Source organism: Pullulanibacillus sp. KACC 23026 (assembly GCF_029094525.1).
GTDB lineage: Bacteria > Bacillota > Bacilli > Bacillales > Sporolactobacillaceae > KACC-23026.
Genome location: NZ_CP119107.1, coordinates 3,112,197 through 3,131,967 on the forward strand (window position 1 = coordinate 3,112,197; position 19,771 = coordinate 3,131,967).

Sequence of the window (19,771 nt, forward strand, 5' to 3'; positions counted from 1 at the left end):
CCCCCGTTTCAAAAAAACCACCCGTCAGTGTATGAACGGGTGGTTTTGATGGGGGGCAGGATTCGATGGTTATTGGTTTGATCAAGGGTATAGGCGGTTGAGCAGGCGTGGGAATGGGATCGTTTCACGCACGTGCTCGGTGCCGGATATCCAGGCAACGGTTCTTTCAAGACCAAGACCAAATCCGCTGTGAGGGACTGACCCGTAGCGGCGTAGTTCAAGGTACCACTCATAGGCTGGATCCGTCAGATTATGCTCTTTGTAACGCTCTTCAAGAAGAGAAAGATCATCAATCCGCTGACTTCCCCCAATGATTTCGCCATAGCCTTCTGGTGCGATGAGGTCCGCACAGAGAACGACCTCTTCTCGATTTGGATCCGGCTTCATATAGAAAGCTTTAATAGAGGTTGGATAATTGGTTATAAAGACCGGCTTATCGAAGCTTTCGGCAATCGCGGTCTCATGAGGTGCACCAAAATCATCGCCCCAGTCAATATCGTCAAAGCCTTTATCTTTAAGCAATTGGATGGCGTCATCGTAAGAAATCCGCGGGAATGGAGCTTGGATGGCTTCAAGTTTTGAAACATCACGATCAAGTGCCTTAAGCTCCATTTGGCAATTCTTAAGAACCGACTGCACGATATAGCTCACATAATTTTCTTGAATGACTAAGCTTTCTTCATGATCGGTAAAAGCCATCTCTGGTTCAATCATCCAAAATTCAATCAAGTGGCGACGCGTTTTCGATTTTTCCGCTCTGAAAGTCGGCCCGAATGAAAAGACTTTTCCAAATGCCATAGCTGCTGCTTCCATATAAAGCTGACCGCTTTGTGACAAATAAGCATCACGATCAAAATATTTCGTATGGAACAGGTCCGTTGTTCCTTCCGCTGAGCTTCCTGTAAGTATCGGCGGGTCCACCTTTGTAAATCCATTATTGTTAAAGAATTCATAAGTTGCCCGAATGACTTCATTACGAATTTTTAAAATGGCATGTTGACGGCTGGAACGGAGCCATAAATGACGATGGTCCATTAAAAATTCAATACCATGCTCTTTTGGTGTAATGGGATAGTCGTGAGCAAGTTGAATGACTTCAACGTCTTTGACCGTTAATTCATAGCCAGATGGTGAACGATGATCTTCTCTCACTGTTCCTATTATGTATAAAGAGCTTTCTTGAGTTAACGAACTGGCCCTTTCCCATGCTTCTTCAGATACTTCACTTTTCACAACGACACCTTGTATAAAGCCTGTCCCATCGCGAAGTTGTAAAAATTGAATTTTTCCGCTTGAGCGTTTATTAGCAAGCCATGCTCCAATTTTCACATCTTGTTCGACATAATGCTTCACTTCTGCAATTGTTGTTTTTTGCATAACTTTCACTCCTACTCTGACTGTTAAATGTTCAAAAGTCATCTGAATTTATCAATTGTGAAGGATGATGACCATTAAGCTAGATGATTTTCCATAAACCGATGCAGGCGATCTAAGGCTTCCTTCAGTTGATCAATTGAGGTGGCATAAGACAAGCGAATATAATCCGGCGCCCCAAAACCTGATCCAGGAACAAGCCCTATCTTCTCCTAGAAAAGCAATGCTTCCACCCATTCATCAACAGAACCAAATCCAGTCATATGGGCGGCTTTTTTGGCATTCGGGAATAAATCGAAAGCTCCCTTTGGCTTAATACAGGTAAGACCGGGTATATTAATGCGCCGCCCAAAAGCATAATGAAGTCTTGCCTCAAAGGCTTGACGCATCTCCTCAACACATGTATTTGGGCCTCTGTCGGCTTCTAGGGCTCCGTATTGCGCGATTGACGTTGGATTGGGCGTGCTTTGGCTTGCAATGTTGCCATAGCCTTAATAACGTCAAGCGGCCCAGCGGCAAACCCAATCCGCCACCCTGGCATGGCATGGGATTTTGAAAGTCCATTAATACGAGAGTCTGATCCTTAAATTCAGGCGATAGCTCTGCGATGGAAATCGATTGAGCTCCGTCATAAATCAGTTTATTATAAATCTCATCTGACACAATTCAAATCTTATGTTCTACACAAAAGCGTCCAATGTCAAGCAGTTCGTCCCCTTTGTAAATCATTCCCGTCGGATTGCTTGGTGAATTAAAAACTGGTTCACCCGCTCCTAAGCCAATGACGTCACACCCCTCTTGTTTCAATCGAGCCGTCTTTGCTGTGATCCCAAGGTCGATGAAGAGGTGATCGATTGAACACGTGTCGAAAGTTCTCTCACTTGCCTTCTCCTTCAATTGATCATTGAAGATGACTAAAAGCAATAGGGTTTCCCACCGATTTGCCTGAATAATAATCAAAATAGCTAAAAACGTAATCACCGTTCGGCTCTACATACACAAGTTCCCAAACTGGTCTTGAACGATGGATAAGACCTAAATTCGCGGATACAAGTTTTTTATAAGAGACATGTTTCATAAAGGCTTGGAGAATCTCCTTCTTTGAGTAGCCGACTGAAACAGGGACGGACATCGGCACTTTCTTTTTAAAAGGTTCTTGGACGAACACCCAAACTTTGACTTTGTTGGTCAGTTCCGTTTTGACGACCTCATAGGAAGTATCTCCCCGATATTCTGAAACCGACAGAATGGTTTTGACATGGAAGTGCTTTTTCACGATTTGTGTGGCTTTGTTTACCTTTTGCTGCTTAGTGGCTTCGATGTGATGAAAGATCGCCACCAACTGCCAAATAAACAAAATAATAATAAGAAGGACCACTCCATAGACAATTCGTTTCAACTGCAATCACTCACTTACTCACATTAAATGGCTGTATGCCACAGCCTTAAATTTCCAAACCCTGCTTTTTCATACGACTGACGTTACAAGGACGAGAAGGATCGCTTCTTTGACTTCCCTAAAGCATCCCTATGTAAGGCGTTTTATTCATGATTTTGTTGGTCAAAATATGTTAGTCATAGTTTACCGAAAGACGGTGAAACTATAGGTACCCAACCAAGGGATCATTCTCTAACCTACACCTTTTTTATAAAACGAAGCCTTCTAAAGCAGAGGGTTTCGTTTTTTTTTTTCAAAACAAGCTTTATTATAGCACAACTTTTCATTCACAGTAGCGGCACTCGACAAGAAAAATTAAAAACGTTTGTTTGGATAAATTGACTTATTCATTTTCTTCTGCTTCTGTCATCGTCATCATTTCATAATGCTCTCTTGACATTTTAAAGGTGACATTTCCCACCTGGGCAATATTAAAAGTCTCAATCATAGCATTCGACAACTCTTCAACAAGCTCTTCATTCAGTGTCTTATTCTTGCCTTTATATAGGACAGCCACTTCCGGATCCATTTTTTGAAGCGTCAAAGGGGATTTGAACGCTCTTTGGCCGAAGTTTGATAGTTTGACGATTCGTGCAGAAACAGCGCTATGCTTTTTGCTAAGTGATTTTTCAAAGGCTTCTTGATTACTTAAATAGAGTAATCGATTTTGCCCATAACGGATATAAAAATTAAGATCGCCTTCAGGGCTCTCGCTTTGCTTTTGAATATAGACATTTGGCAAAATTTCATGTTCTTTTGTTCCTGTCCAAACATCATATATTGAAAGGGGCAAATCTGGAATTAAAATATCTTTTTTAATTAAACCGCTTGTCATAACGGACGACACTTTAAAATGCCGAGTTAAGGCAAGCACATGACTGCGAAATGCCTTTTGGTGATTGGTTAAAATTAACGTGTGAATATGGGCAACCCTGTAGAGCTTTAGCTGCTCCAGAAGAGCATCAAACGAATGAGGGCCACCTGTATCAATTAACACCGCATCCGTTGGAGATTGAACTAACGCCGCTTCACCCTCAGGAACATTTAAGAAGGTAATGGCAATTTCATCCGGATCTAATTCAAAATCAATGGAATCAATTTTTGCTTTTGCAGAATTAACAGGACTAAGAGGCACGCTAAAAATAAGCAATGCCATCATTAAGACCATCCACTTGATTGTAACAGCCATAAAAAACCCCCAATCTTTGACTAGTTTGCAACGATTGGGGAAAGTTATCCATTAACTTTTCATGACAATGTTTAAACGAGTTAGACCAATACGCCCGCTTTTTCGCTGGCCACTTGGCGTTCTATAATTTTATTGTTTTCATCGACAAAAACAACGGTTGGAGCATGATGGAGCCACTCTTCTTGTGAGAGCATGGCATAGGAAATGATAATAACTTTATCTCCAACTTGACAGCGGCGCGCGGCTGCTCCATTCAAGCAGATCGTACCTGAACCACGCTCGCCTTTAATAATATAGGTCTCAATCCGTTCACCATTATTGTTATTAACAATTTGCACCTTTTCATTCTCAAGCCAGCCTACCGCATCCATTAGGTCCTCATCAATTGTAATACTGCCTACATAATTAAGATTCGCTTCTGTTACCGTTGCTTTGTGCAGCTTTCCTGTCATAAATGTTCGCAGCATGCTTAATCCTCCTGATGTGAAATAATGATATTGTCAATAAGCCGGACATTCTTATAAAAGACGGCTGTCGCCAAAATCTTTTCCCCAGATGTTTCTTTAGGCTCTAATTCGGGATAAGATAAAATCGTTAAATAATCCACTTTTCCAAGCTTAAGACTTGCTTCAAGCTTTTCACGAACTCTTTTTTCCGCCTCACTCATGGATAGGCCTTCTTGCTTCATCAAATCGCGTCCCCATTGAAGCGTTTGATAAATAACAGGCGCCTCTTGACGCTCATCCGTACTTAATCGGACATTCCTTGAGCTCTTCGCTAATCCATCCGACTCTCTAACCGTTTGAACCCGTTGAATGCGAATTGGGAATTTTAAAGTATCAATGAGTCCTTGGACAACGGCAACCTGCTGAGCGTCCTTCATCCCAAAATAAGCGACAGAGGGCTGGACAAGATGAAAGAGCTTCGTTAAGACGGTAACCACTCCGTCAAAATGACCTGGACGGCTCGTTCCGCATAAGACATTCGTTCGCTTGGTTACCGTCATTTGAATGAGGTCTTGATCCGAATAAATCTCCTCAACACTTGGATAAAAAAGGACATCCATCCCGGCAGCCTCGACCAATTGTTTGTCATGTTCAAAATCCCTTGGATACGTTTCAAAATCCTCATTGGGGCCGAATTGGGCTGGATTCACAAAAACACTGACAACATTAATGTCCGTTGTCCGTTTTGCCTCACGCATTAAGCTTAAATGGCCTTCATGCAAGAAGCCCATTGTCGGAACAAATCCAATTTTGTGCCCTTTTGCTTTTTGCTCTAACACGAACCGCTGGATCTCTTGCGCATTCTTTATGACTTTCACGTTATTTTCCTCCGTATAAGGCCTGCAGGGTTTCATCTTTTATATTAAAAGCATGCTCTTCACCTGGAAAAGCCACTGATTTGACATCTTTAATATAGGCTTCAATGCCTTGTTGAATCGTTTCAGTTATATTCGCATATTGCTTGACGAACTTTGGAGCACGGTGACCTCCATAACCAATGACATCATGATAGACAAGCACTTGTCCATCCGTCTCATGACCTGCACCGATCCCGATAACCGGAATGTTAAGCGCTTCAGAAACTTTGGCTGCGAGCTGTTGTGGAACACATTCAAGAACCAGCATGAAGGCTCCGGCTTGCTCTGCGGCTTTCGCATCACTTAACAACTGCTTCGCTTGCTCGATATCTTTTCCTTGAACTTTGAATCCGCCTAGAACGCCGACTGATTGAGGGGTAAGACCTAAATGGGCGACAACCGGAACACCCGCCATTGTTAGACGGTCAATCATCTCAAGAACAATGCCAGCGCCCTCAAGCTTTACCGCATTGGTTCCGCCTTCTTGGATTAGCCTGCTTGCATTGGCTAACGTTTCACTGACGCTCGAGTGATACGTCATAAAAGGCATATCGGTCACGACAAACGTATTGGGTGCTCCTCGACGAACGGCTTTTGAATGGAGCAGCATGTCTTCAAGCGTAACGGGAACTGTGGAATCATAGCCCAATGCCACCATACCAAGAGAATCTCCCACCAAGATCAGATCCACTCCTGCGTCTTGTGCAATCTTCGCAGCGGGATAATCGTAAGCGGTAAGCATTGCAATTTTGTCATTATCCAGCTTCATTTTCTTAAAAGCAGCCGTACTCTTCATCTTTCTTCCTCCTTTTCTTAGAGGAAGTACTTCTCTGCATTAGAAAAACTCCTTACCAAAATGAGTAAGAAGGGCAGCAGAAGACATCCTCTGTCCATGTCCTTCTTAGGATCAAGGCAGACCTTTGTAGACATTTTTTTACTAACAAACAGGTACAGTTCCTTTTACGGATACCGTCCGAACCAAATTATAACACATTTTAACCTTAAATGGCTTGACTTCATTATTTAACTCGGATTTTGGACCGTTCACTCTTCTTTAGACAGGTCAATATCAGCTGAATAAATATGGTGAGTGTTTCCTTCTTCGTCTTCAAGAAGCAGAATCCCATCATCCGTGATGCCTTTGGACATGCCTTTTATGACGGTTCCTTTTACGGTTCGCGCATACATGAGCCGGCCATGGCTAATCGCATAGCTTTCCCAAAGTAATTTAATAACGTGGAAGCCTTCTTCAATATAAACGGTATACAAGCTTTCTAACTCATTTAAAATAGCCGCTACTAATGCTGGACGTGAAACAGAGTGCCCCAGAATTTGCTTAAGAGAAGTGGCAATAGAGGCGATGTCTTCTGGGACTTGGTCGCGGGTGGTATTCACATTCATCCCAATACCAATAATGACCGACTTGACTGTCCCTTCCTCCGCCTGCAGTTCGGTCAGGATTCCGACAAGTTTGCGCTCCTTGTAGAGCAAATCATTAGGCCATTTAATTTCAAGCGTCACCCCTGTTACTTTTTGAACCGCTCTTGCTACACAGACAGCAGCAAGCAAGGTCAATTGAGGCGTTTTGTGGATGGGGAGATCCGGTCGCAAAATGAGGCTCATCCAGATCCCTGTCCCTTTTGGAGAATGCCAAGTACGTCCAAGACGCCCTCTGCCCCCGGTTTGCTCCTCAGCTAATATAACAGTTCCGTGAACCGCTTTATCTTCAGCAAGATAGTGAGCCAGTTTCTGCGTTGAAGGAATGGATTCATGAATATGTAAAGATCTGCCAAGAAATTCAGTCTCTAGCTGGTCTTCAATCTCTGCCTCTGTCAGAACATCAGGTGTCCGGATAAGACGATAGCCTAACTTCTGAACGGATTCGATTTCATACCCTAACTCGATTAATCCTTGAATTTGCTTCCAAACCGCCGTTCGAGAGACGCCCAATTGTTCGGAAATCGCCTGACCGCTTATATGTGTATCTTGATTTTTTAAAAGCATTCTTAATATGTCTTGTTTCTTTTCATCCACTCGAATACCCACTCTCGTATAGCATCATAAGAATGAACCAATGATCCCTTTATTATCTCATCTTCAATCTCGGACAGAAGTTCTCCTACCCAAGGCCCGCCTTTCAGACCCGTCCACTCGAGTAAGTCCCGCCCCGTTATTAGTAAATCATCGCGTGACTGGATAGGCAGTTGTTCTTTTAATGCTTCAATTTGTCCCTTTCTAGTCTCGTTCCCTATGGCTTGTCCAAGTCGATCCGCTGCATAAAGCAATTCTTCCTCGTAGTGATAGAGGGTAAACAAGGTGAGACGAGTCTTTTCATAGATCTTGAAAAAGCGAGACAAATCAAGAATAGACTGAGTTAGGCGCCGAGAAAATTTGAAGGCAAGCAGCAAATCGGCAGTAACCTCTCTATCCAATGCGTAAAACAATAACGTCCAGCGCTCGGCAGCCGATTGCAAACCATGAAAGTTTACCTTTTTAATTCGATCCAGTGCTCCTGAAAGTTGCTCTAGGCCCGGTATATACTGTGATAAATGGGTTTTCTCAACCAGTTCAAAGCCCTTATGAGGCACAAGCCCTTCTAAACACTTGCTTAATTCCTCACGAACCCGTTCGATGGAGATGTTCTGAATCAGCGATGCTTTCTTGATCATCGCGTCCACGAGCTTATTTGATGGTGTCATGTCCAATTGGCTGACAAACCGGCAAGCCCTAAGCATCCTGAGAGGGTCTTCCTCAAACCGTTTAGAGGGCTCTCCGACTGTCACAAGCTGTCTATTTAAAAGGTCCTTACAGCCATTAAAAGGATCGATCAACTTCCCGCTTCTGTCGATCGCCATCGCATTCATCGTAAAATCCCGTCTCGAAAGATCAACCATAATGTCTTTTTCAAACGTCACCTGGTCCGGGTGGCGATAATCCGAATACCCTGCTTCTGAGCGGTAGGTCGTCACTTCATAAGGTTTCCCTCCCCAAATGACAAGAACCGTTCCATGCTTTAACCCCACAGGAACGGTATTTTCAAAAAGAGAGAGGACCTTTTCAGGAAGAGCAGACGTTGCAATGTCAATATCATGAATCGGTCTTTTAAGCAGTGAATCACGAACTGCCCCTCCGACAATATAGGCGGATTCCCCATTTTGAATGAGGCGATCCAATATGGGGGTCGCTTCTTCAAACGGAGAGGTCATCTTATAACCGCCTTTTTATCCTTCAAGACATCTTCATAGACCTTCTCGTATTGCTCGACTATGCGAGAGGAAAGAAACTCATTCCTTGCGACACTTAGAGCGTTATAACCCATCTGTTCATGCAGTTCTGGATGACTCAGCAGATGAATGGCCTTTTGAGAGGCAGCTTCCACATCGCCGATTTCGACAAGATAACCCGTATAGCCGTCCTTCACCACCTCAGGAATCCCCCCTGCATAGGTGCCAATTGCCGGTACCCCGCAGGAAGCAGCTTCTAATAAAATGAGGCCAAAGCTTTCCTTTGATGAAAGCAAGAGGGCCAAATCACTAATCGACAAGATCTCCGCTACATTTTCTTGCCGACCTAAAAACAGAACATCCTGACTGAGTCCCAACTCTTTCACAAGACGTGTGACACGGGGCAATTCAGGACCTTCTCCTATCAACAAGAGCTTCGCAGGCAATTTCTCCCTTACTTTTGCAAAGGTCTTCACAACATCTGGAACCCGCTTCACTTCTCGGAAATTCGAAATATGGGTGAGCACCTTTTCTTCCGGGGAAATGTGATACGCTTCCTTAAGACCGTTATCTTCCCGTTTAAAGTAGATGGATTCATCCACAAAATTATGAATGGGCACAATTTCTCGCTCTGTTTCAAGCAACTCTTTTGTTTGAACAACCAAGTCATGAGAAACAGCGGTCACACAATCCGAATTTTCAATCCCAAAGCGAATCATGGCTTTAAGTGTCGGATCAAAGCCTAATACCGTAATATCCGTTCCATGCAAAGTCGTCACGATTTTCAAATGATCCCCTACCATTTGTTTGGCCAAAAAGGCACAGACCGCATGAGGAACGGCATAATGAACATGCAAAATATCAAGTTTTTCGCGCACGGCAACCTCTGCCATTTTACTCGCTAATGTGAGATCATACGGAGGATAACGAAAGACGGCATACTGATTCACTTCCACCTCGTGAAAAAAGATATTTCTTGAAAACGTATCGAGCCGAAAGGGAATACTCGATGTTATGAAATGTACCTCATGACCTCTGTCCGCTAGTTTTTTTCCAAGCTCTGTGGCGACAACTCCAGAACCCCCGACAGTCGGGTAGCACGTAATACCTATTTTTAAGGTCTTCAAGTTTGACCACCTTCTAACTTGTATTTGGAAAATGAATTCATTATAAGAGTTATGGTTTGACCAGCTTGCCTTATAACAATGATTTTACGACGAGCGGCTTTGAAGTGCGAAATCCTTCAGCAAAAGTCAGACCGCCTTCCTTTCCAAAAAGACGATCACGGCTTTCGACCGTTTCTATATAACCATTGGTTAAAGGGGTCTCAATGCCCCCTTCTTCAATGACAAACTGACTCCTATAAGACTTTAATGCCTTCATTTTCTCTTCTTGTACAGACGTAATATCCACTAAGAAATCGGGCTTATGAAAGCCATTGATAAAATAAAAGTAAAGGTCATCTGCACGATGTCTGGAACACCCTTTATTCCCTTTATATTTCTCAACACCCGCTGAAAAAACCGCTTCTTTAACAAGTGTTCCGCAATGGCCATGGTCGGGATGCCTATCCTGCTCAAACGGAGCAAAGACAAGCTTCGGTTTTGTCGAACGAATAATGTCGACTATGGTATTGATCACCGCTTGCGGATCTTGCATCAGCCCTCTGTCAGGAAAATCGAGACACTCACGGTAGGCAAGGCCTATGGCTTTCGTCGCCTCTCGCGCCTCTTTTTGCCGGCGCTCTACCGTTCCATTAGAAGAGAGCTCTGCTTTCGTTAAGTCAACAATGCCTACTTTATAGCCTTTTCTTGCATAAAGGCAAAGCGTTCCGCCCATTCCAATCTCCACATCATCCGGATGAGCACCAAAAGCCAATAGATCTAGGGAGATAGGCGTTTTATTTACCATCCGTATCGCGATCCTTTACAATATCACGCCAATGAAGCTCTCCACGGGCAAGAGCATGCATGAGAAGTTCAGCACTGGCCATATTCGTTGCAAGTGGTATTTGGTAAACATCACTTAAGCGCATCAAGGCACTGATATCAGGCTCATGCGGCTGTGCTGTCAAAGGATCTCTAAAGAAGATCACCATATCCATCTCATTATCAGCGATCATCGCTCCAATTTGCTGATCCCCGCCAAGCGGTCCTGATTGAAAACGCTGGATGCTAAGCCCTGTCGCCTCCATAATGCGCTGCCCCGTCGTCCCTGTTGCATAGAGATGGTGCTGCTTTAAGATCGGCTCATAAGCAATGGCAAACCGAACAATATCCGGTTTCTTCAAATCATGCGCTATAAGTGCGATATTCATTTCATCCTACCCCTTTTTTTAATTCTGTATTTTTATAATAAGATTAAAACATTATAGTGTCTAATCCATAAACTAAAGTTTCTAATTTCATCACTTCTTCAACGGCTAATTGGACGCCATTCATGAAAGATAAGCGATTCATCGAGTCATGGCGTATCGTTAAAAGTTCCCCTTCTCCGCCAAATAAGACTTGCTGGTGAGCAATCAGCCCCGGAAGTCTGACACTGTGAATGCGAAAGCCATCAACATTCGCACCGCGCGCCCCTGGAATGGTTTCCACTTCATCAGGGTGGCCTTGACGGACAGTTGAACGGTCTTTTTGAATCATTTCCGCCGTTTTAATCGCTGTTCCAGAAGGCGCATCCCGCTTTTGGTCATGATGCTGCTCAATAATCTCTACATTTGGAAAGAAACGAGCGGCCATTTGGCTCCATTTCATCATGAGAACCGCTCCAACAGCGAAGTTAGGCGCGATAATTCCTCCTACTTGAGAAGCATCAGCTTTCACCTTAAATTGCTGAACCTCTTCTTCTGTGAAGCCTGATGTTCCAACCACCGGGCGGACTTTGTAAGCCAAAGCGGTTTGGATATGCTGCTTTCCTGCCTCAGGATGTGTAAAATCTATCAAAACATCCGGAGTCGTATTTGAAAAACAAGCTTCCAAATCGGTATAGATCGGAGCACTTATGTCCGGAAGTCCCTCTAAGTCACGAATTTCAAGCCCTTCGTTTTTCGTATCAACTGCCCCGACCAATTCAAAATGAGGCGTTCTATGTATCATATGTATCGTTTCACTGCCCATTTTTCCTCTTGGTCCTGCCACCACAATTCGAATTGTTTGTTCTGCCATTAATCTTCAGCCTGCCCTTCCGTTTTTAACGTCCAGCGCCCTTTGTCTCTTGTATTAAATTTGTGCATCACATGATCAAATGACGTTGTCAAATCAATATGAAGTGAATTAGCTAAGCAGATCGCTACAAATAACACATCTCCCAGCTCTTCTTCTACTGTGTTTTCTTTTTCTGTTTTTTTCTTCGGTTTCTCACCATAATAATGGTTGATTTCCCGGGCAAGTTCACCGAGTTCCTCTGTCAAACGTGCCATTAATGCCAGCGGTGAAAAATAGCCCTCTTTAAATTGGCCAATATAATTATCAACTTCTTTTTGCATCTCCGCCATTGTTTTTTGACTCAAGTGGATTCACTCCTATATAAGATCAATCATGTAAAATCCTAACCATAAACGTCTTCTTTTATCATCTTAGCGAAAAATCACCTGTTTTGACAAATCTTTGAACTATTTGCAAACAAAGTCGTTTTGTATCTATACTAATCTCGGATGATGCTGTACCATCTTTTGGGAATACTAATTTGCATATTGAATTTAAAAGTTGTTTAAAGGAGTGAGTGTATGCCCTTATCTATAAAAATTAAAAACGTCTTTTTTATGATTCTCGGCTCTGCCATCTTTTCATTTGGTCTCGTCAATTTTAATATTAAAAACCATTTGGCTGAGGGCGGTGTCACTGGGATTACCTTGATTTTATACAACCTATTTCATATTGATCCCGGGATCTCTAACCTTGTTCTGAATATTCCTTTGTTCTTTGTGGGATGGCGCTTGTTAGGAAAAAATGTGTTTGTTTATACGCTCATCAGTACAGCGGCCGTTTCCTTATTTTTGTGGGTGTTTGAGTATTGGTTAACCTTTAATTTTTCTCTAAAAAGCGACATGACCCTTGCCGCTCTATTTGCAGGTGTTTTCATTGGTTCTGGTCTTGGCATCATCTTTCGTTTTGGCGGAACGACAGGCGGAACCGATATTATTGCCCGCTCATTAAATCGCTATTTCGGTTTGACGATTGGGAAAACCATGTTTGCGATGGATGCGTTCGTCATTGTCCTTTCATTAATTTATTTAGATTTCCGACAAGCGATGTATACATTGGTTGCCGTTTTCGTTGCAGCACGTGTCATTGATTTTATTCAGACCGGTGCTTACGCTGCCAATGCCTTAATGATCATTTCTCTCCACACAGAGGAAATAGCCGATCGAATCATTAAAGAACTCGACCGAAGCGCTACATTATTAAGCGGTAAAGGCGGCTATTCCCAAACCCCCCTTGAGGTTCTCTACTGTGTCGTGAGTCGAAGTGAACTGTTCCGACTAAAACAACTTATTCAAAGCGTTGACCCACACGCCTTTGTCACCGTCCACGAAATTCATGACGTTATGGGTGAAGGCTTTACATTGGATGAGAATAAAAAACCGCTTTATGATCATTGAGAAAAAATAAGAACCAGCTCTAATTTCTGCATTAAAAAACCTCGGGAGATCTCCCGAGGTTTAATTGTTATCACGATTATTCATACCGACTAACATGAGAACGAATCTTAAGAGCTCAAGTACGGCTACTAAAGCGGCAGCAACATAGGTTAAAGCGGCTGCGCTTAAGACCGATCTTGCACGGCGTTTCTCACTTTGGTCGATCAGACCGAGTTGCTGCAGTTGTACCATAGCCCGGCGCGAAGCATTAAACTCAACAGGCAATGTCACAATTTGAAACAAGACCGCTGCTCCAAATAAAATAACCCCAATTAAAGCAGCTTGCATAAGGTGCAGAAAAACACCCGCTAAAATAAAAATCCACGAAAGACTTGATCCAATATTAGCGACAGGAACAAGCGCATGCCGCATGCGAAGCGGCGCATAGTTCTTCTTATCTTGAATGGCATGCCCCACTTCATGAGCGGCAACCGCAACTCCAGCTACTGAAGCCCCGTAGTAGCTTTGCTCAGACAGTCTCAATACCTTGCCTCTTGGATCATAATGATCCGTGAGCTCACCTGGTATGAGCTCAATATCAATATGATAGAGCCCATTGGCATCTAAGATCCGTCGTGCCGCCTCATAACCGGTAATTCCTCTATTATTTCTTACTCTCGCGTATTTTGAAAACGTGCCCTTCACTCTCATTTGAGCCCAAAAAGGAATGATCATGATGAGAACAAAATAGATCAGGTAACCCATCATCTCTACCTCCATTGTCCTTTTAACAAGATGCCATTAAGAAATGATTGTGGCGATCTCCTAAGGTCAATTTTAGTCAAACTAAGGTTGTTCTGTCAACTGAAGGCCACGTCTTAAAAAAACCATTTACCGAATGTGACAGACCTTTGACTGAATTAGTTTGTCGGGGTGACGCCGCCTCTATACTTCTTCCAGCTGACATACAGTAATACCAAACCAATTAATCCGCCCATTGCCAACATCATAGAATGAAGCGATTCATCCGGAAGGGCATTAACACTCTGGCTGCGCACTTTAAAGACACTCTTTAAATCGGATTCGAGTGCATGGAGTTGTCCAATATTTTGTGAACGATTTTGGATATAGGTCATCCGATTATTCGTCATAACAAGGACCGTTCCTTCTATGCGGTTCACTTTTTGCGGACTCACATTTATGACCATTGCCGGATAAATCATTTGATAAAGATCGAGAAATTTATTAAGGTCAACCTGAAACGCCTCATCTTTATTGGCTTCTAGGTCTGTCTGAACATTATTTAACGCACTCATCACTTGGTCGCTCATACTGATCCACATAGGGGTGCCGTCTGTAGATAAGGCATCGACCACCAAACTCAACTGCACAACATCCCGTTTCAATTTAACTGGATCCTCTTGGTTGTTTAAGTCCATTTTCAATGTATCTAAACTCGTCGTCATCGTTCGACTATCTGTATCCGTTAAATTGGCAGCATCACTTTTTTGAAGCTTTGTCCACGTTTTCAAGAAATCCTGAACAAAAGTAAGACTCGCCGTTGTATCCTTTTGGTCAACCGCTTGTGACAGATCAGTTGTTAATTCAGTTAAATGCGACCACTGATCACTGGTTGGAGAACTTTTAGCCTGTCCATATCCAGGAAATATAAAAAAGCTTGCCATTAGAATGATTACTAGGAATCTTGGTCTCATCTCCGGAACCCTCCTCGTATACCGAAATTATATGAAAAGGGGACAAGAATTAGACCTACTCTAAAGACAAGCTGATGACGATCATTTTGAACTTTTTTCTTAAAGGTGACATCGTTGCATTTTCTCTTAGCCGACCTAGTAGCGCTTTGGAAAGCGTGGTTTCACACAAGTGAAATAGACCAAACCAATGGTAAAGAGACTCAGCCAAAATGTGATATAGCCAATATAAGGCTCGTACGGCTCAAGCGGCGGATACCATGGCATAACGTGAAACACATAATCAATCATTTCATTATTTATAAGGACAATAGCTGCCATTACAAGGTGCCAAGAACGAATTTTATAAAACGGGATATAGAGCAAGCCTTCAATCGCCATCGAGCCATGAGAAACCACTAGCATCCAATTGCCCAATTGGAGCGGATAACCGATGGCACCGGCAGCCAAGTTCATCCCAACCGCCCATACCCCATATTTAAATAGCGATGTGACAGCCAGTGCCTCCATTAGCGGCCAATTTCGTTTAAAAAGAAAAGCAACGAGTACTAAGCAAAAAAACAAGCTGGCAGTCGGGCTGTCCGGCACAAAAATACTTAACGGAAACGGCGTCGCTTTCAATTGATCACGATACCAATAATACCCATAGATAGTCCCTAAAAAATTGATCACAAGCAGCAACCCAAGCGTCGAGCGCTTACCTAGCGTATATTGTACGAGCGTATTCATAAACGGATTCCTTCTTCATCGTGGTCTGTAAAGTCTTTAATGTTGTGATGGTATCAACGGCAGGAAAGGCTGTGCTGAACAAGCCTAACCTTATTTGTCTAGCAGGCTTGTCTTAAGTCATTCGCGCGGCCTCCGATTAAAAATCCGATTAGACTTTCCTATTATGCCATTATTTGGACCAAATGTTAAGCCGCGATGAACGCCATTCTTGCCTGCCCTCAACCCTTTTTTGGCGTTCATCCCCTTGATGAACGCCTTTCCAGCTCCCTCTTCCACTTATTTTGGCGTTCATCACCTCGATGAACGCCATTTTCGCCTACTCTCAACCCTTTTTTGGCGTTCATCCCCTTGATGAACGCCATTCCAGCTGCCTCTTCCACTTATTTTGGCGTTCATCCCCTCGATGAACGCCTTTCCAGCTGCCTCTTCCACTTATTTTGACGTTCATCCCCTTGATGAACGCCTTTCCAGCTGCTCTTCCACTTATTTTGGCGTTCATCCCCTTGTTGAACGCCTTTCCAGCTGCCTCTTCCACTTATTTTGGCGTTCATCCCCTTGATGAACGCCTTTCCAGCTGCCTCTTCCACTTATTTTGGCGTTCATCCCCTCGATGAACGCCATTTTCGCCTACTCTCAACCTTATTTTGGCGTTCATTCCCTCGATGAACGCCATTTTCGCCTGCCCTCAACCCTTTTTTGGCGTTCTTCCCCTTGATGAACGCTATTCCAGCTGCCTCTTCCACTTATTTTGGCGTTCATCCCCTTGTTGAACGCCTTTCCAGCTGCATCTTCCACTTATTTTGGCGTTCATCCCCTCGATGAACGCCATTTTCGCCTGCCCTCAACCTTTTTTTGGCGTTCACCCCCTTGATGAACGCCATTTTCGCCTGCTCTCAACCCTTTTTTGGCGTTCATCCCCTTGATGAACGCTATTCCAGCTGCCTCTTCCACTTATTTTGGCGTTCATCCCCTTGATGAACGCCTTTCCAGCTGCCTCTTCCACTTATTTTGGCGTTCATCCCCTTGTTGAACGCCTTTCCAGCTGCCTCTTCCACTTATTTTGGCGTTCATCCCCTTGATGAACGCCATTCCAGCTGCCTCTTCCACTTATTTTGGCGTTCATCCCCTCGATGAACGCCATTTTCGCCTGCCCTCAACCTTTTTTTGACGTTCATCCCCTTGATGAACGCCATTCCAGCTGCCTCTTCGACTTATTTTGGCGTTCATTCCCTCGATGAACGCCTTTCCAGCTGCCTCTTCCACTTATTTTGGCGTTCATCCCCTTGATGAACGCCATTTTCGCCTGCTCTCAACCCTTTTTTGGCGTTCATCCCCTTGATGAACGCCATTTTCGCCTGCTCTCAACCCTTTTTTGGCGTTCATCCCCTTGTTGAACGCCTTTCCAGCTGCCTCTTCCACTTATTTTGGCGTTCATCCCCTCGATGAACGCCATTTTCGCCTGCCCTCAACCCTTTTTTGGCGTTCATCCCCTTGTTGAACGCCATTCCAGCTGTCTCTTCCACTTATTTTGACGTTCATCCCCTTGATGAACGCCATTCCAGCTGCCTCTTCCACTTATTTTGGCGTTCATTCCCTCGATGAACGCCTTTCCAGCTGCCTCTTCCACTTATTTTGGCGTTCATCCCCTTGATGAACGCCTTTCCAGCTGCCTCTTCCACTTATTTTGGCGTTCATCCCCTCGATGAACGCCTTTCCAGCTGCCTCTTCCACTTATTTTGGCGTTCATCCCCTCGATGAACGCCATTTTCGCCTGCCCTCAACCTTTTTTTGGCGTTCATCCCCTTGATGAACGCCTTTCCAGCTGCCTCTTCCACTTATTTTGGCGTTCATCCCCTCGATGAACGCCATTTTCGCCTACTCTCAACCCTTTTTTGGCGTTCATCCCCTTGATGAACGCCATTCCAGCTGCCTCTTCCACTTATTTTGGCGTTCATCCCCTCGATGAACGCCATTTTCGCCTGCTCTCAACCCTTTTTTGGCGTTCACCCCCTTGATGAACGCCATTTTCGCCTGCTCTCAACCCTTTTTTGGCGTTCATCCCCTTGATGAACGCCATTCTTAACTGCCCTCACCCCTGCACCGGCTTTTTGGTTTATTGGAGCCCACTTCTCATACTTTGGGCTCCACTCAAGCCTTGTGTTTGGTTTATTGGAGACCACTTCTCATACTTTGGGCTCCACTCAAGCCTTGTGTTTGGTTTATTGGAGACCACTTCTCATACTTTGGGCTCCACTCAAGCCTCGTGTTTGGTTTATTGGAGCCCACTTCTCACACTTTGGGCTCCACTCAAGCCTTGTGTTTGGTTTATTGGAGACCACTTCTCATACTTTGGGCTCCACTCAAGCCTTGTGTTTGGTTTATTGGAGACCACTTCTCATACTTTGGGCTCCACCCAAGCCTCGTGTTTGGTTTATTGGAGACCACTTCTCACACTTTGGGCTCCACTCAAGCCTCGTGTTTGGTTTATTGGAGCCATCTCACACTTTGGGCTCCCGTCACGCCGTGTTTTAGTGTATTGGTATCTTTTTATCTGAAGCTGCTTTTTTGTCGGCTTTCTGTCTCTCATCGCCGTCGGTCCACGCTTCTTCGTTAGTTCCCTCCAATTTCTACACCAAACAAAATAAGCCAGCCCGTGGGCTGACTTATTTCTTGCTGACACTTGAGACGAAGTTAGCAAGTGTTTTGAGTTGTTGTTGACTTCCTTTAAAGACACCAGCCGGCATTTGGCCGCCGCCCTTTGTGGCCATGCTTTCAACAACTGCTGGTGCGAGGTTTTTGCCAACTAATGCTGGCCCTACTCCGCCATCAAGGTTGTTTCCATGACAGCCGGAACAGTTCTGCGCGAACAGTTTATAACCCGCTGAATTTTTGTCAATCGAGACTTGTTTGACAATTTCTCCTTGGGTTTTGGATTGTTCCCAGTTATGTGACATGGATGATTCCCACGTGAGATAAATAATCATCACTAGACTAAGTAGCATAATCAAAGTAGAAATGGGACGTTTTAACGGACGGCGTTCAAAACCGCGGTCCAGCCATGGGGCAACGATGAGGGCAAGAAAGGCAATACCAGGAATAATTACCGTTCCAAGAAGTTTATAATGGCCAGATGCATAAGGGTATTTAAGCAATTGATACAAAAATAGGAAGTACCAGTCAGGTAGCGGAATATAGCCCGAAGCAGCCGGGTCTGCCTCTTTCTCTAAAGGAGACGGATCCGCCATGGTTAAGACCAGAAAACCGATTAAAAAAACAGCTCCAACCATCCACTCTTTTAAAAGAAAGTTTGGCAAAAACGCTTCTGTTTTGCCCGGGTACTCCGAATAATCTTTGGCTGGCACAAATTTAGCATGATCCGGTACGCGAGAATCACCAACAAATTTCATTCCTTTTCCACGATGCATGAATATCCCTCCTTCTCATGTTTTTTAGTCTTATAGAGTTGATCCAGATAAAAAACGTTCTTAAAGCGGACCAGAAATCCCTTGCTTACGAATCATGAGGAAGTGGGCTGCTAACAAGCCAAAGAGTGCTGCTGGTAAGAAAAACACGTGTATCGCAAAGAAGCGAGCGAGTGTCTGTGCGCCAACAATATCACTGCTTCCCTGAAGCAAAATCTTAATCCAATTCCCAATAATCGGGAAGGCTGCCGCAATTTGCAACCCTACTTTTGTTGCAAAGAGCGCTTTCATGTCCCACGGTAACAAATAACCCGTAAAACCTAATCCAAGGATAACGAAAAATAAAAGGACCCCAACAATCCAGTTAAGCTCACGAGGTTTCTTATAAGCACCTGTAAAGAACACGCGCAGGGTATGCAAGAAGACCATTACAATAGTGACACTCGCTCCCCAGTGGTGCATCCCGCGAACGATTTGACCATAAGCCACTTGGTTCTGAAGGTAGTAAACCGAATCCCAAGCGTTGCTGATATCCGGTACATAATACATTGTTAAGAACATACCAGAAAGAATTTGGATCACGATCGTGAAAAAGGTTAATCCACCAAAACAATAAACAAAAGCAGAGAAGTGATAGGCAGGGTTGACATGTTCAGGCACCTCGTGATCAGCGATATCACGCCAAAGCGGGGTGATATCTAACCGTTCATCCACCCAGTCGTAAATTTTCTGAATCAT

The 19,771-nt window shown here is 44.0% G+C and carries 29 protein-coding genes and 1 pseudogene; 1 reads left to right on the forward strand and 29 read right to left on the reverse strand.

The genetic code is table 11. From position 1 onward, the window contains the following. Window positions 1–81 precede the first annotated feature (81 nt). From asnS to PU629_RS14365, 14 genes and pseudogenes are all read right to left on the reverse strand, one after another. Window positions 82–1,377: an asparagine--tRNA ligase gene (gene asnS, locus PU629_RS14300; RefSeq protein ID WP_275280742.1), complete on the reverse strand. Its 1,296-nt coding sequence runs from the start codon at window positions 1,375–1,377 to the stop codon at window positions 82–84. A 74-nt stretch (window positions 1,378–1,451) separates the two neighbouring features. Beyond that, window positions 1,452–2,133: pseudogene (locus PU629_RS14305) on the reverse strand (aminotransferase class I/II-fold pyridoxal phosphate-dependent enzyme); the annotation flags it as partial. A gap of 142 nt (window positions 2,134–2,275) precedes the next feature. Further along, on the reverse strand, window positions 2,276–2,773 hold the full coding sequence (locus PU629_RS14310; protein ID WP_275280743.1) for a PepSY domain-containing protein: 498 nt from the start codon (window positions 2,771–2,773) through the stop codon (window positions 2,276–2,278). Window positions 2,774–3,155: 382 nt separating this feature from the next. Then, window positions 3,156–4,001 (reverse strand): ComEC/Rec2 family competence protein, encoded by an 846-nt coding sequence (locus PU629_RS14315; RefSeq protein ID WP_275280744.1) that lies wholly within the window; start codon window positions 3,999–4,001, stop codon window positions 3,156–3,158. 80 nt (window positions 4,002–4,081) lie between these two features. Next, window positions 4,082–4,468, reverse strand: coding sequence for an aspartate 1-decarboxylase (gene panD, locus PU629_RS14320; RefSeq protein ID WP_275280745.1), 387 nt, complete (start codon window positions 4,466–4,468; stop codon window positions 4,082–4,084). Between the two features lie 2 nt (window positions 4,469–4,470). Further along, the gene (panC, locus tag PU629_RS14325; protein ID WP_275280746.1) at window positions 4,471–5,325 is read right to left on the reverse strand and encodes a pantoate--beta-alanine ligase; all 855 of its coding nucleotides are present in this window, start codon (window positions 5,323–5,325) and stop codon (window positions 4,471–4,473) included. A 1-nt stretch (window position 5,326) separates the two neighbouring features. Then, complete coding sequence (gene panB / locus PU629_RS14330) at window positions 5,327–6,160, reverse strand: 3-methyl-2-oxobutanoate hydroxymethyltransferase (protein ID WP_275280747.1); 834 nt, start codon at window positions 6,158–6,160, stop codon at window positions 5,327–5,329. A 248-nt stretch (window positions 6,161–6,408) separates the two neighbouring features. Next, window positions 6,409–7,368: a biotin--[acetyl-CoA-carboxylase] ligase gene (locus PU629_RS14335; RefSeq protein WP_275284434.1), complete on the reverse strand. Its 960-nt coding sequence runs from the start codon at window positions 7,366–7,368 to the stop codon at window positions 6,409–6,411. 2 nt (window positions 7,369–7,370) lie between these two features. Then, entirely contained in the window at window positions 7,371–8,570 is a 1,200-nt protein-coding gene (locus tag PU629_RS14340; protein WP_275280748.1) for a CCA tRNA nucleotidyltransferase, read from the reverse strand. Continuing rightward, window positions 8,567–9,715, reverse strand: a complete 1,149-nt coding sequence (gene bshA / locus PU629_RS14345; protein WP_275280749.1) for an N-acetyl-alpha-D-glucosaminyl L-malate synthase BshA — start codon at window positions 9,713–9,715, stop codon at window positions 8,567–8,569. The genes PU629_RS14340 and bshA overlap by 4 nt, the downstream gene beginning before the upstream one ends. A 70-nt stretch (window positions 9,716–9,785) precedes the next feature. Continuing rightward, window positions 9,786–10,499 (reverse strand): bacillithiol biosynthesis deacetylase BshB1, encoded by a 714-nt coding sequence (gene bshB1, locus PU629_RS14350; protein WP_275280751.1) that lies wholly within the window; start codon window positions 10,497–10,499, stop codon window positions 9,786–9,788. Beyond that, on the reverse strand, window positions 10,489–10,905 hold the full coding sequence (locus tag PU629_RS14355) for a methylglyoxal synthase (protein ID WP_275280752.1): 417 nt from the start codon (window positions 10,903–10,905) through the stop codon (window positions 10,489–10,491). Before PU629_RS14355 ends, bshB1 begins: the two co-directional genes overlap by 11 nt. A 43-nt stretch (window positions 10,906–10,948) precedes the next feature. Continuing rightward, a complete protein-coding gene (dapB, locus tag PU629_RS14360; RefSeq protein WP_275280753.1) occupies window positions 10,949–11,755 on the reverse strand; it encodes a 4-hydroxy-tetrahydrodipicolinate reductase in 807 nt (268 codons plus the stop codon). Next, window positions 11,755–12,084, reverse strand: coding sequence for a nucleotide pyrophosphohydrolase (locus PU629_RS14365; RefSeq protein WP_275284435.1), 330 nt, complete (start codon window positions 12,082–12,084; stop codon window positions 11,755–11,757). Before PU629_RS14365 ends, dapB begins: the two co-directional genes overlap by 1 nt. Window positions 12,085–12,315: 231 nt before the next feature. On the opposite strand from PU629_RS14365, the gene PU629_RS14370 reads away from it, so the two are divergent. Then, on the forward strand, window positions 12,316–13,191 hold the full coding sequence (locus PU629_RS14370; protein WP_275280754.1) for a YitT family protein: 876 nt from the start codon (window positions 12,316–12,318) through the stop codon (window positions 13,189–13,191). Window positions 13,192–13,251: 60 nt separating this feature from the next. Here the strand turns inward: PU629_RS14370 and PU629_RS14375 are convergent, their stop codons facing one another. From PU629_RS14375 to qcrB, 15 genes are all read right to left on the reverse strand, one after another. Beyond that, a complete protein-coding gene (locus PU629_RS14375; protein ID WP_275284436.1) occupies window positions 13,252–13,935 on the reverse strand; it encodes a zinc metallopeptidase in 684 nt (227 codons plus the stop codon). A gap of 155 nt (window positions 13,936–14,090) precedes the next feature. Continuing rightward, window positions 14,091–14,885 (reverse strand): sporulation protein YpjB, encoded by a 795-nt coding sequence (locus PU629_RS14380; RefSeq protein WP_275280755.1) that lies wholly within the window; start codon window positions 14,883–14,885, stop codon window positions 14,091–14,093. 135 nt (window positions 14,886–15,020) lie between these two features. Beyond that, complete coding sequence (lhaT, locus tag PU629_RS14385) at window positions 15,021–15,611, reverse strand: lipoprotein heptaprenylglyceryl N-acetyltransferase LhaT (protein WP_275280756.1); 591 nt, start codon at window positions 15,609–15,611, stop codon at window positions 15,021–15,023. 236 nt (window positions 15,612–15,847) lie between these two features. Next, a complete protein-coding gene (locus PU629_RS14390) occupies window positions 15,848–15,973 on the reverse strand; it encodes a hypothetical protein (RefSeq protein ID WP_275280757.1) in 126 nt (41 codons plus the stop codon). 30 nt (window positions 15,974–16,003) lie between these two features. Further along, complete coding sequence (locus tag PU629_RS14395) at window positions 16,004–16,162, reverse strand: hypothetical protein (protein ID WP_275280758.1); 159 nt, start codon at window positions 16,160–16,162, stop codon at window positions 16,004–16,006. After that, entirely contained in the window at window positions 16,159–16,284 is a 126-nt protein-coding gene (locus tag PU629_RS14400; RefSeq protein WP_275280759.1) for a hypothetical protein, read from the reverse strand. Before PU629_RS14400 ends, PU629_RS14395 begins: the two co-directional genes overlap by 4 nt. A 290-nt stretch (window positions 16,285–16,574) precedes the next feature. After that, window positions 16,575–16,700, reverse strand: a complete 126-nt coding sequence (locus PU629_RS14405; protein WP_275280760.1) for a hypothetical protein — start codon at window positions 16,698–16,700, stop codon at window positions 16,575–16,577. Further along, window positions 16,679–16,804 (reverse strand): hypothetical protein, encoded by a 126-nt coding sequence (locus tag PU629_RS14410; protein WP_275280761.1) that lies wholly within the window; start codon window positions 16,802–16,804, stop codon window positions 16,679–16,681. Before PU629_RS14410 ends, PU629_RS14405 begins: the two co-directional genes overlap by 22 nt. A 30-nt stretch (window positions 16,805–16,834) precedes the next feature. Continuing rightward, window positions 16,835–16,960, reverse strand: coding sequence for a hypothetical protein (locus tag PU629_RS14415; protein WP_275280762.1), 126 nt, complete (start codon window positions 16,958–16,960; stop codon window positions 16,835–16,837). Window positions 16,961–17,042: 82 nt separating this feature from the next. Then, the gene (locus PU629_RS14420) at window positions 17,043–17,168 is read right to left on the reverse strand and encodes a hypothetical protein (RefSeq protein WP_275280763.1); all 126 of its coding nucleotides are present in this window, start codon (window positions 17,166–17,168) and stop codon (window positions 17,043–17,045) included. A gap of 82 nt (window positions 17,169–17,250) precedes the next feature. Beyond that, entirely contained in the window at window positions 17,251–17,376 is a 126-nt protein-coding gene (locus tag PU629_RS14425; RefSeq protein ID WP_275280764.1) for a hypothetical protein, read from the reverse strand. Window positions 17,377–17,406: 30 nt separating this feature from the next. After that, on the reverse strand, window positions 17,407–17,532 hold the full coding sequence (locus PU629_RS14430; RefSeq protein WP_275280765.1) for a hypothetical protein: 126 nt from the start codon (window positions 17,530–17,532) through the stop codon (window positions 17,407–17,409). After that, window positions 17,511–17,636: a hypothetical protein gene (locus PU629_RS14435; protein WP_275280766.1), complete on the reverse strand. Its 126-nt coding sequence runs from the start codon at window positions 17,634–17,636 to the stop codon at window positions 17,511–17,513. The genes PU629_RS14430 and PU629_RS14435 overlap by 22 nt, the downstream gene beginning before the upstream one ends. Window positions 17,637–18,274: 638 nt before the next feature. Next, on the reverse strand, window positions 18,275–19,036 hold the full coding sequence (locus PU629_RS14440; protein ID WP_275280767.1) for a menaquinol-cytochrome c reductase cytochrome b/c subunit: 762 nt from the start codon (window positions 19,034–19,036) through the stop codon (window positions 18,275–18,277). A 60-nt stretch (window positions 19,037–19,096) separates the two neighbouring features. Then, window positions 19,097–19,771, reverse strand: a complete 675-nt coding sequence (gene qcrB / locus PU629_RS14445; protein ID WP_275280768.1) for a menaquinol-cytochrome c reductase cytochrome b subunit — start codon at window positions 19,769–19,771, stop codon at window positions 19,097–19,099.

What these genes read in the sequence shown, in the direction of transcription:
- PU629_RS14405 (WP_275280760.1), bottom strand. Translation starts at nt 16,700, where the DNA reads ATGGCGTTCATCAAGGGGATGAACGCCAAAATAAGTGGAAGAGGCAGC.
- PU629_RS14440 (WP_275280767.1), bottom strand. Translation starts at nt 19,036, where the DNA reads ATGCATCGTGGAAAAGGAATGAAATTTGTTGGTGATTCTCGCGTACCG.
- PU629_RS14420 (WP_275280763.1), bottom strand. Translation starts at nt 17,168, where the DNA reads ATGGCGTTCATCAAGGGGATGAACGTCAAAATAAGTGGAAGAGACAGC.
- PU629_RS14315 (WP_275280744.1), bottom strand. Translation starts at nt 4,001, where the DNA reads ATGGCTGTTACAATCAAGTGGATGGTCTTAATGATGGCATTGCTTATT.
- bshB1 (WP_275280751.1), bottom strand. Translation starts at nt 10,499, where the DNA reads ATGGTAAATAAAACGCCTATCTCCCTAGATCTATTGGCTTTTGGTGCT.
- panB (WP_275280747.1), bottom strand. Translation starts at nt 6,160, where the DNA reads ATGAAGAGTACGGCTGCTTTTAAGAAAATGAAGCTGGATAATGACAAA.
- PU629_RS14395 (WP_275280758.1), bottom strand. Translation starts at nt 16,162, where the DNA reads ATGAACGCCAAAATAAGTGGAAGAGGCAGCTGGAAAGGCGTTCAACAA.
- PU629_RS14400 (WP_275280759.1), bottom strand. Translation starts at nt 16,284, where the DNA reads ATGGCGTTCATCGAGGGAATGAACGCCAAAATAAGGTTGAGAGTAGGC.
- PU629_RS14390 (WP_275280757.1), bottom strand. Translation starts at nt 15,973, where the DNA reads ATGGCGTTCATCAAGGGGATGAACGCCAAAAAAGGGTTGAGAGTAGGC.
- PU629_RS14365 (WP_275284435.1), bottom strand. Translation starts at nt 12,084, where the DNA reads ATGGCGGAGATGCAAAAAGAAGTTGATAATTATATTGGCCAATTTAAA.
- qcrB (WP_275280768.1), bottom strand. Translation starts at nt 19,771, where the DNA reads ATGATTCAGAAAATTTACGACTGGGTGGATGAACGGTTAGATATCACC.
- PU629_RS14410 (WP_275280761.1), bottom strand. Translation starts at nt 16,804, where the DNA reads ATGGCGTTCATCAAGGGGATGAACGTCAAAAAAAGGTTGAGGGCAGGC.
- PU629_RS14425 (WP_275280764.1), bottom strand. Translation starts at nt 17,376, where the DNA reads ATGGCGTTCATCGAGGGGATGAACGCCAAAATAAGTGGAAGAGGCAGC.
- lhaT (WP_275280756.1), bottom strand. Translation starts at nt 15,611, where the DNA reads ATGAATACGCTCGTACAATATACGCTAGGTAAGCGCTCGACGCTTGGG.
- PU629_RS14335 (WP_275284434.1), bottom strand. Translation starts at nt 7,368, where the DNA reads ATGCTTTTAAAAAATCAAGATACACATATAAGCGGTCAGGCGATTTCC.
- PU629_RS14370 (WP_275280754.1), top strand. Translation starts at nt 12,316, where the DNA reads ATGCCCTTATCTATAAAAATTAAAAACGTCTTTTTTATGATTCTCGGC.
- PU629_RS14435 (WP_275280766.1), bottom strand. Translation starts at nt 17,636, where the DNA reads ATGGCGTTCATCAAGGGGGTGAACGCCAAAAAAGGGTTGAGAGCAGGC.
- PU629_RS14340 (WP_275280748.1), bottom strand. Translation starts at nt 8,570, where the DNA reads ATGACCTCTCCGTTTGAAGAAGCGACCCCCATATTGGATCGCCTCATT.
- dapB (WP_275280753.1), bottom strand. Translation starts at nt 11,755, where the DNA reads ATGGCAGAACAAACAATTCGAATTGTGGTGGCAGGACCAAGAGGAAAA.
- PU629_RS14355 (WP_275280752.1), bottom strand. Translation starts at nt 10,905, where the DNA reads ATGAATATCGCACTTATAGCGCATGATTTGAAGAAACCGGATATTGTT.
- panD (WP_275280745.1), bottom strand. Translation starts at nt 4,468, where the DNA reads ATGCTGCGAACATTTATGACAGGAAAGCTGCACAAAGCAACGGTAACA.
- PU629_RS14430 (WP_275280765.1), bottom strand. Translation starts at nt 17,532, where the DNA reads ATGGCGTTCATCAAGGGGATGAACGCCAAAAAAGGGTTGAGAGTAGGC.
- asnS (WP_275280742.1), bottom strand. Translation starts at nt 1,377, where the DNA reads ATGCAAAAAACAACAATTGCAGAAGTGAAGCATTATGTCGAACAAGAT.
- PU629_RS14380 (WP_275280755.1), bottom strand. Translation starts at nt 14,885, where the DNA reads ATGAGACCAAGATTCCTAGTAATCATTCTAATGGCAAGCTTTTTTATA.
- PU629_RS14375 (WP_275284436.1), bottom strand. Translation starts at nt 13,935, where the DNA reads ATGGGTTACCTGATCTATTTTGTTCTCATCATGATCATTCCTTTTTGG.
- PU629_RS14415 (WP_275280762.1), bottom strand. Translation starts at nt 16,960, where the DNA reads ATGGCGTTCATCAAGGGGATGAACGCCAAAAAAGGGTTGAGAGCAGGC.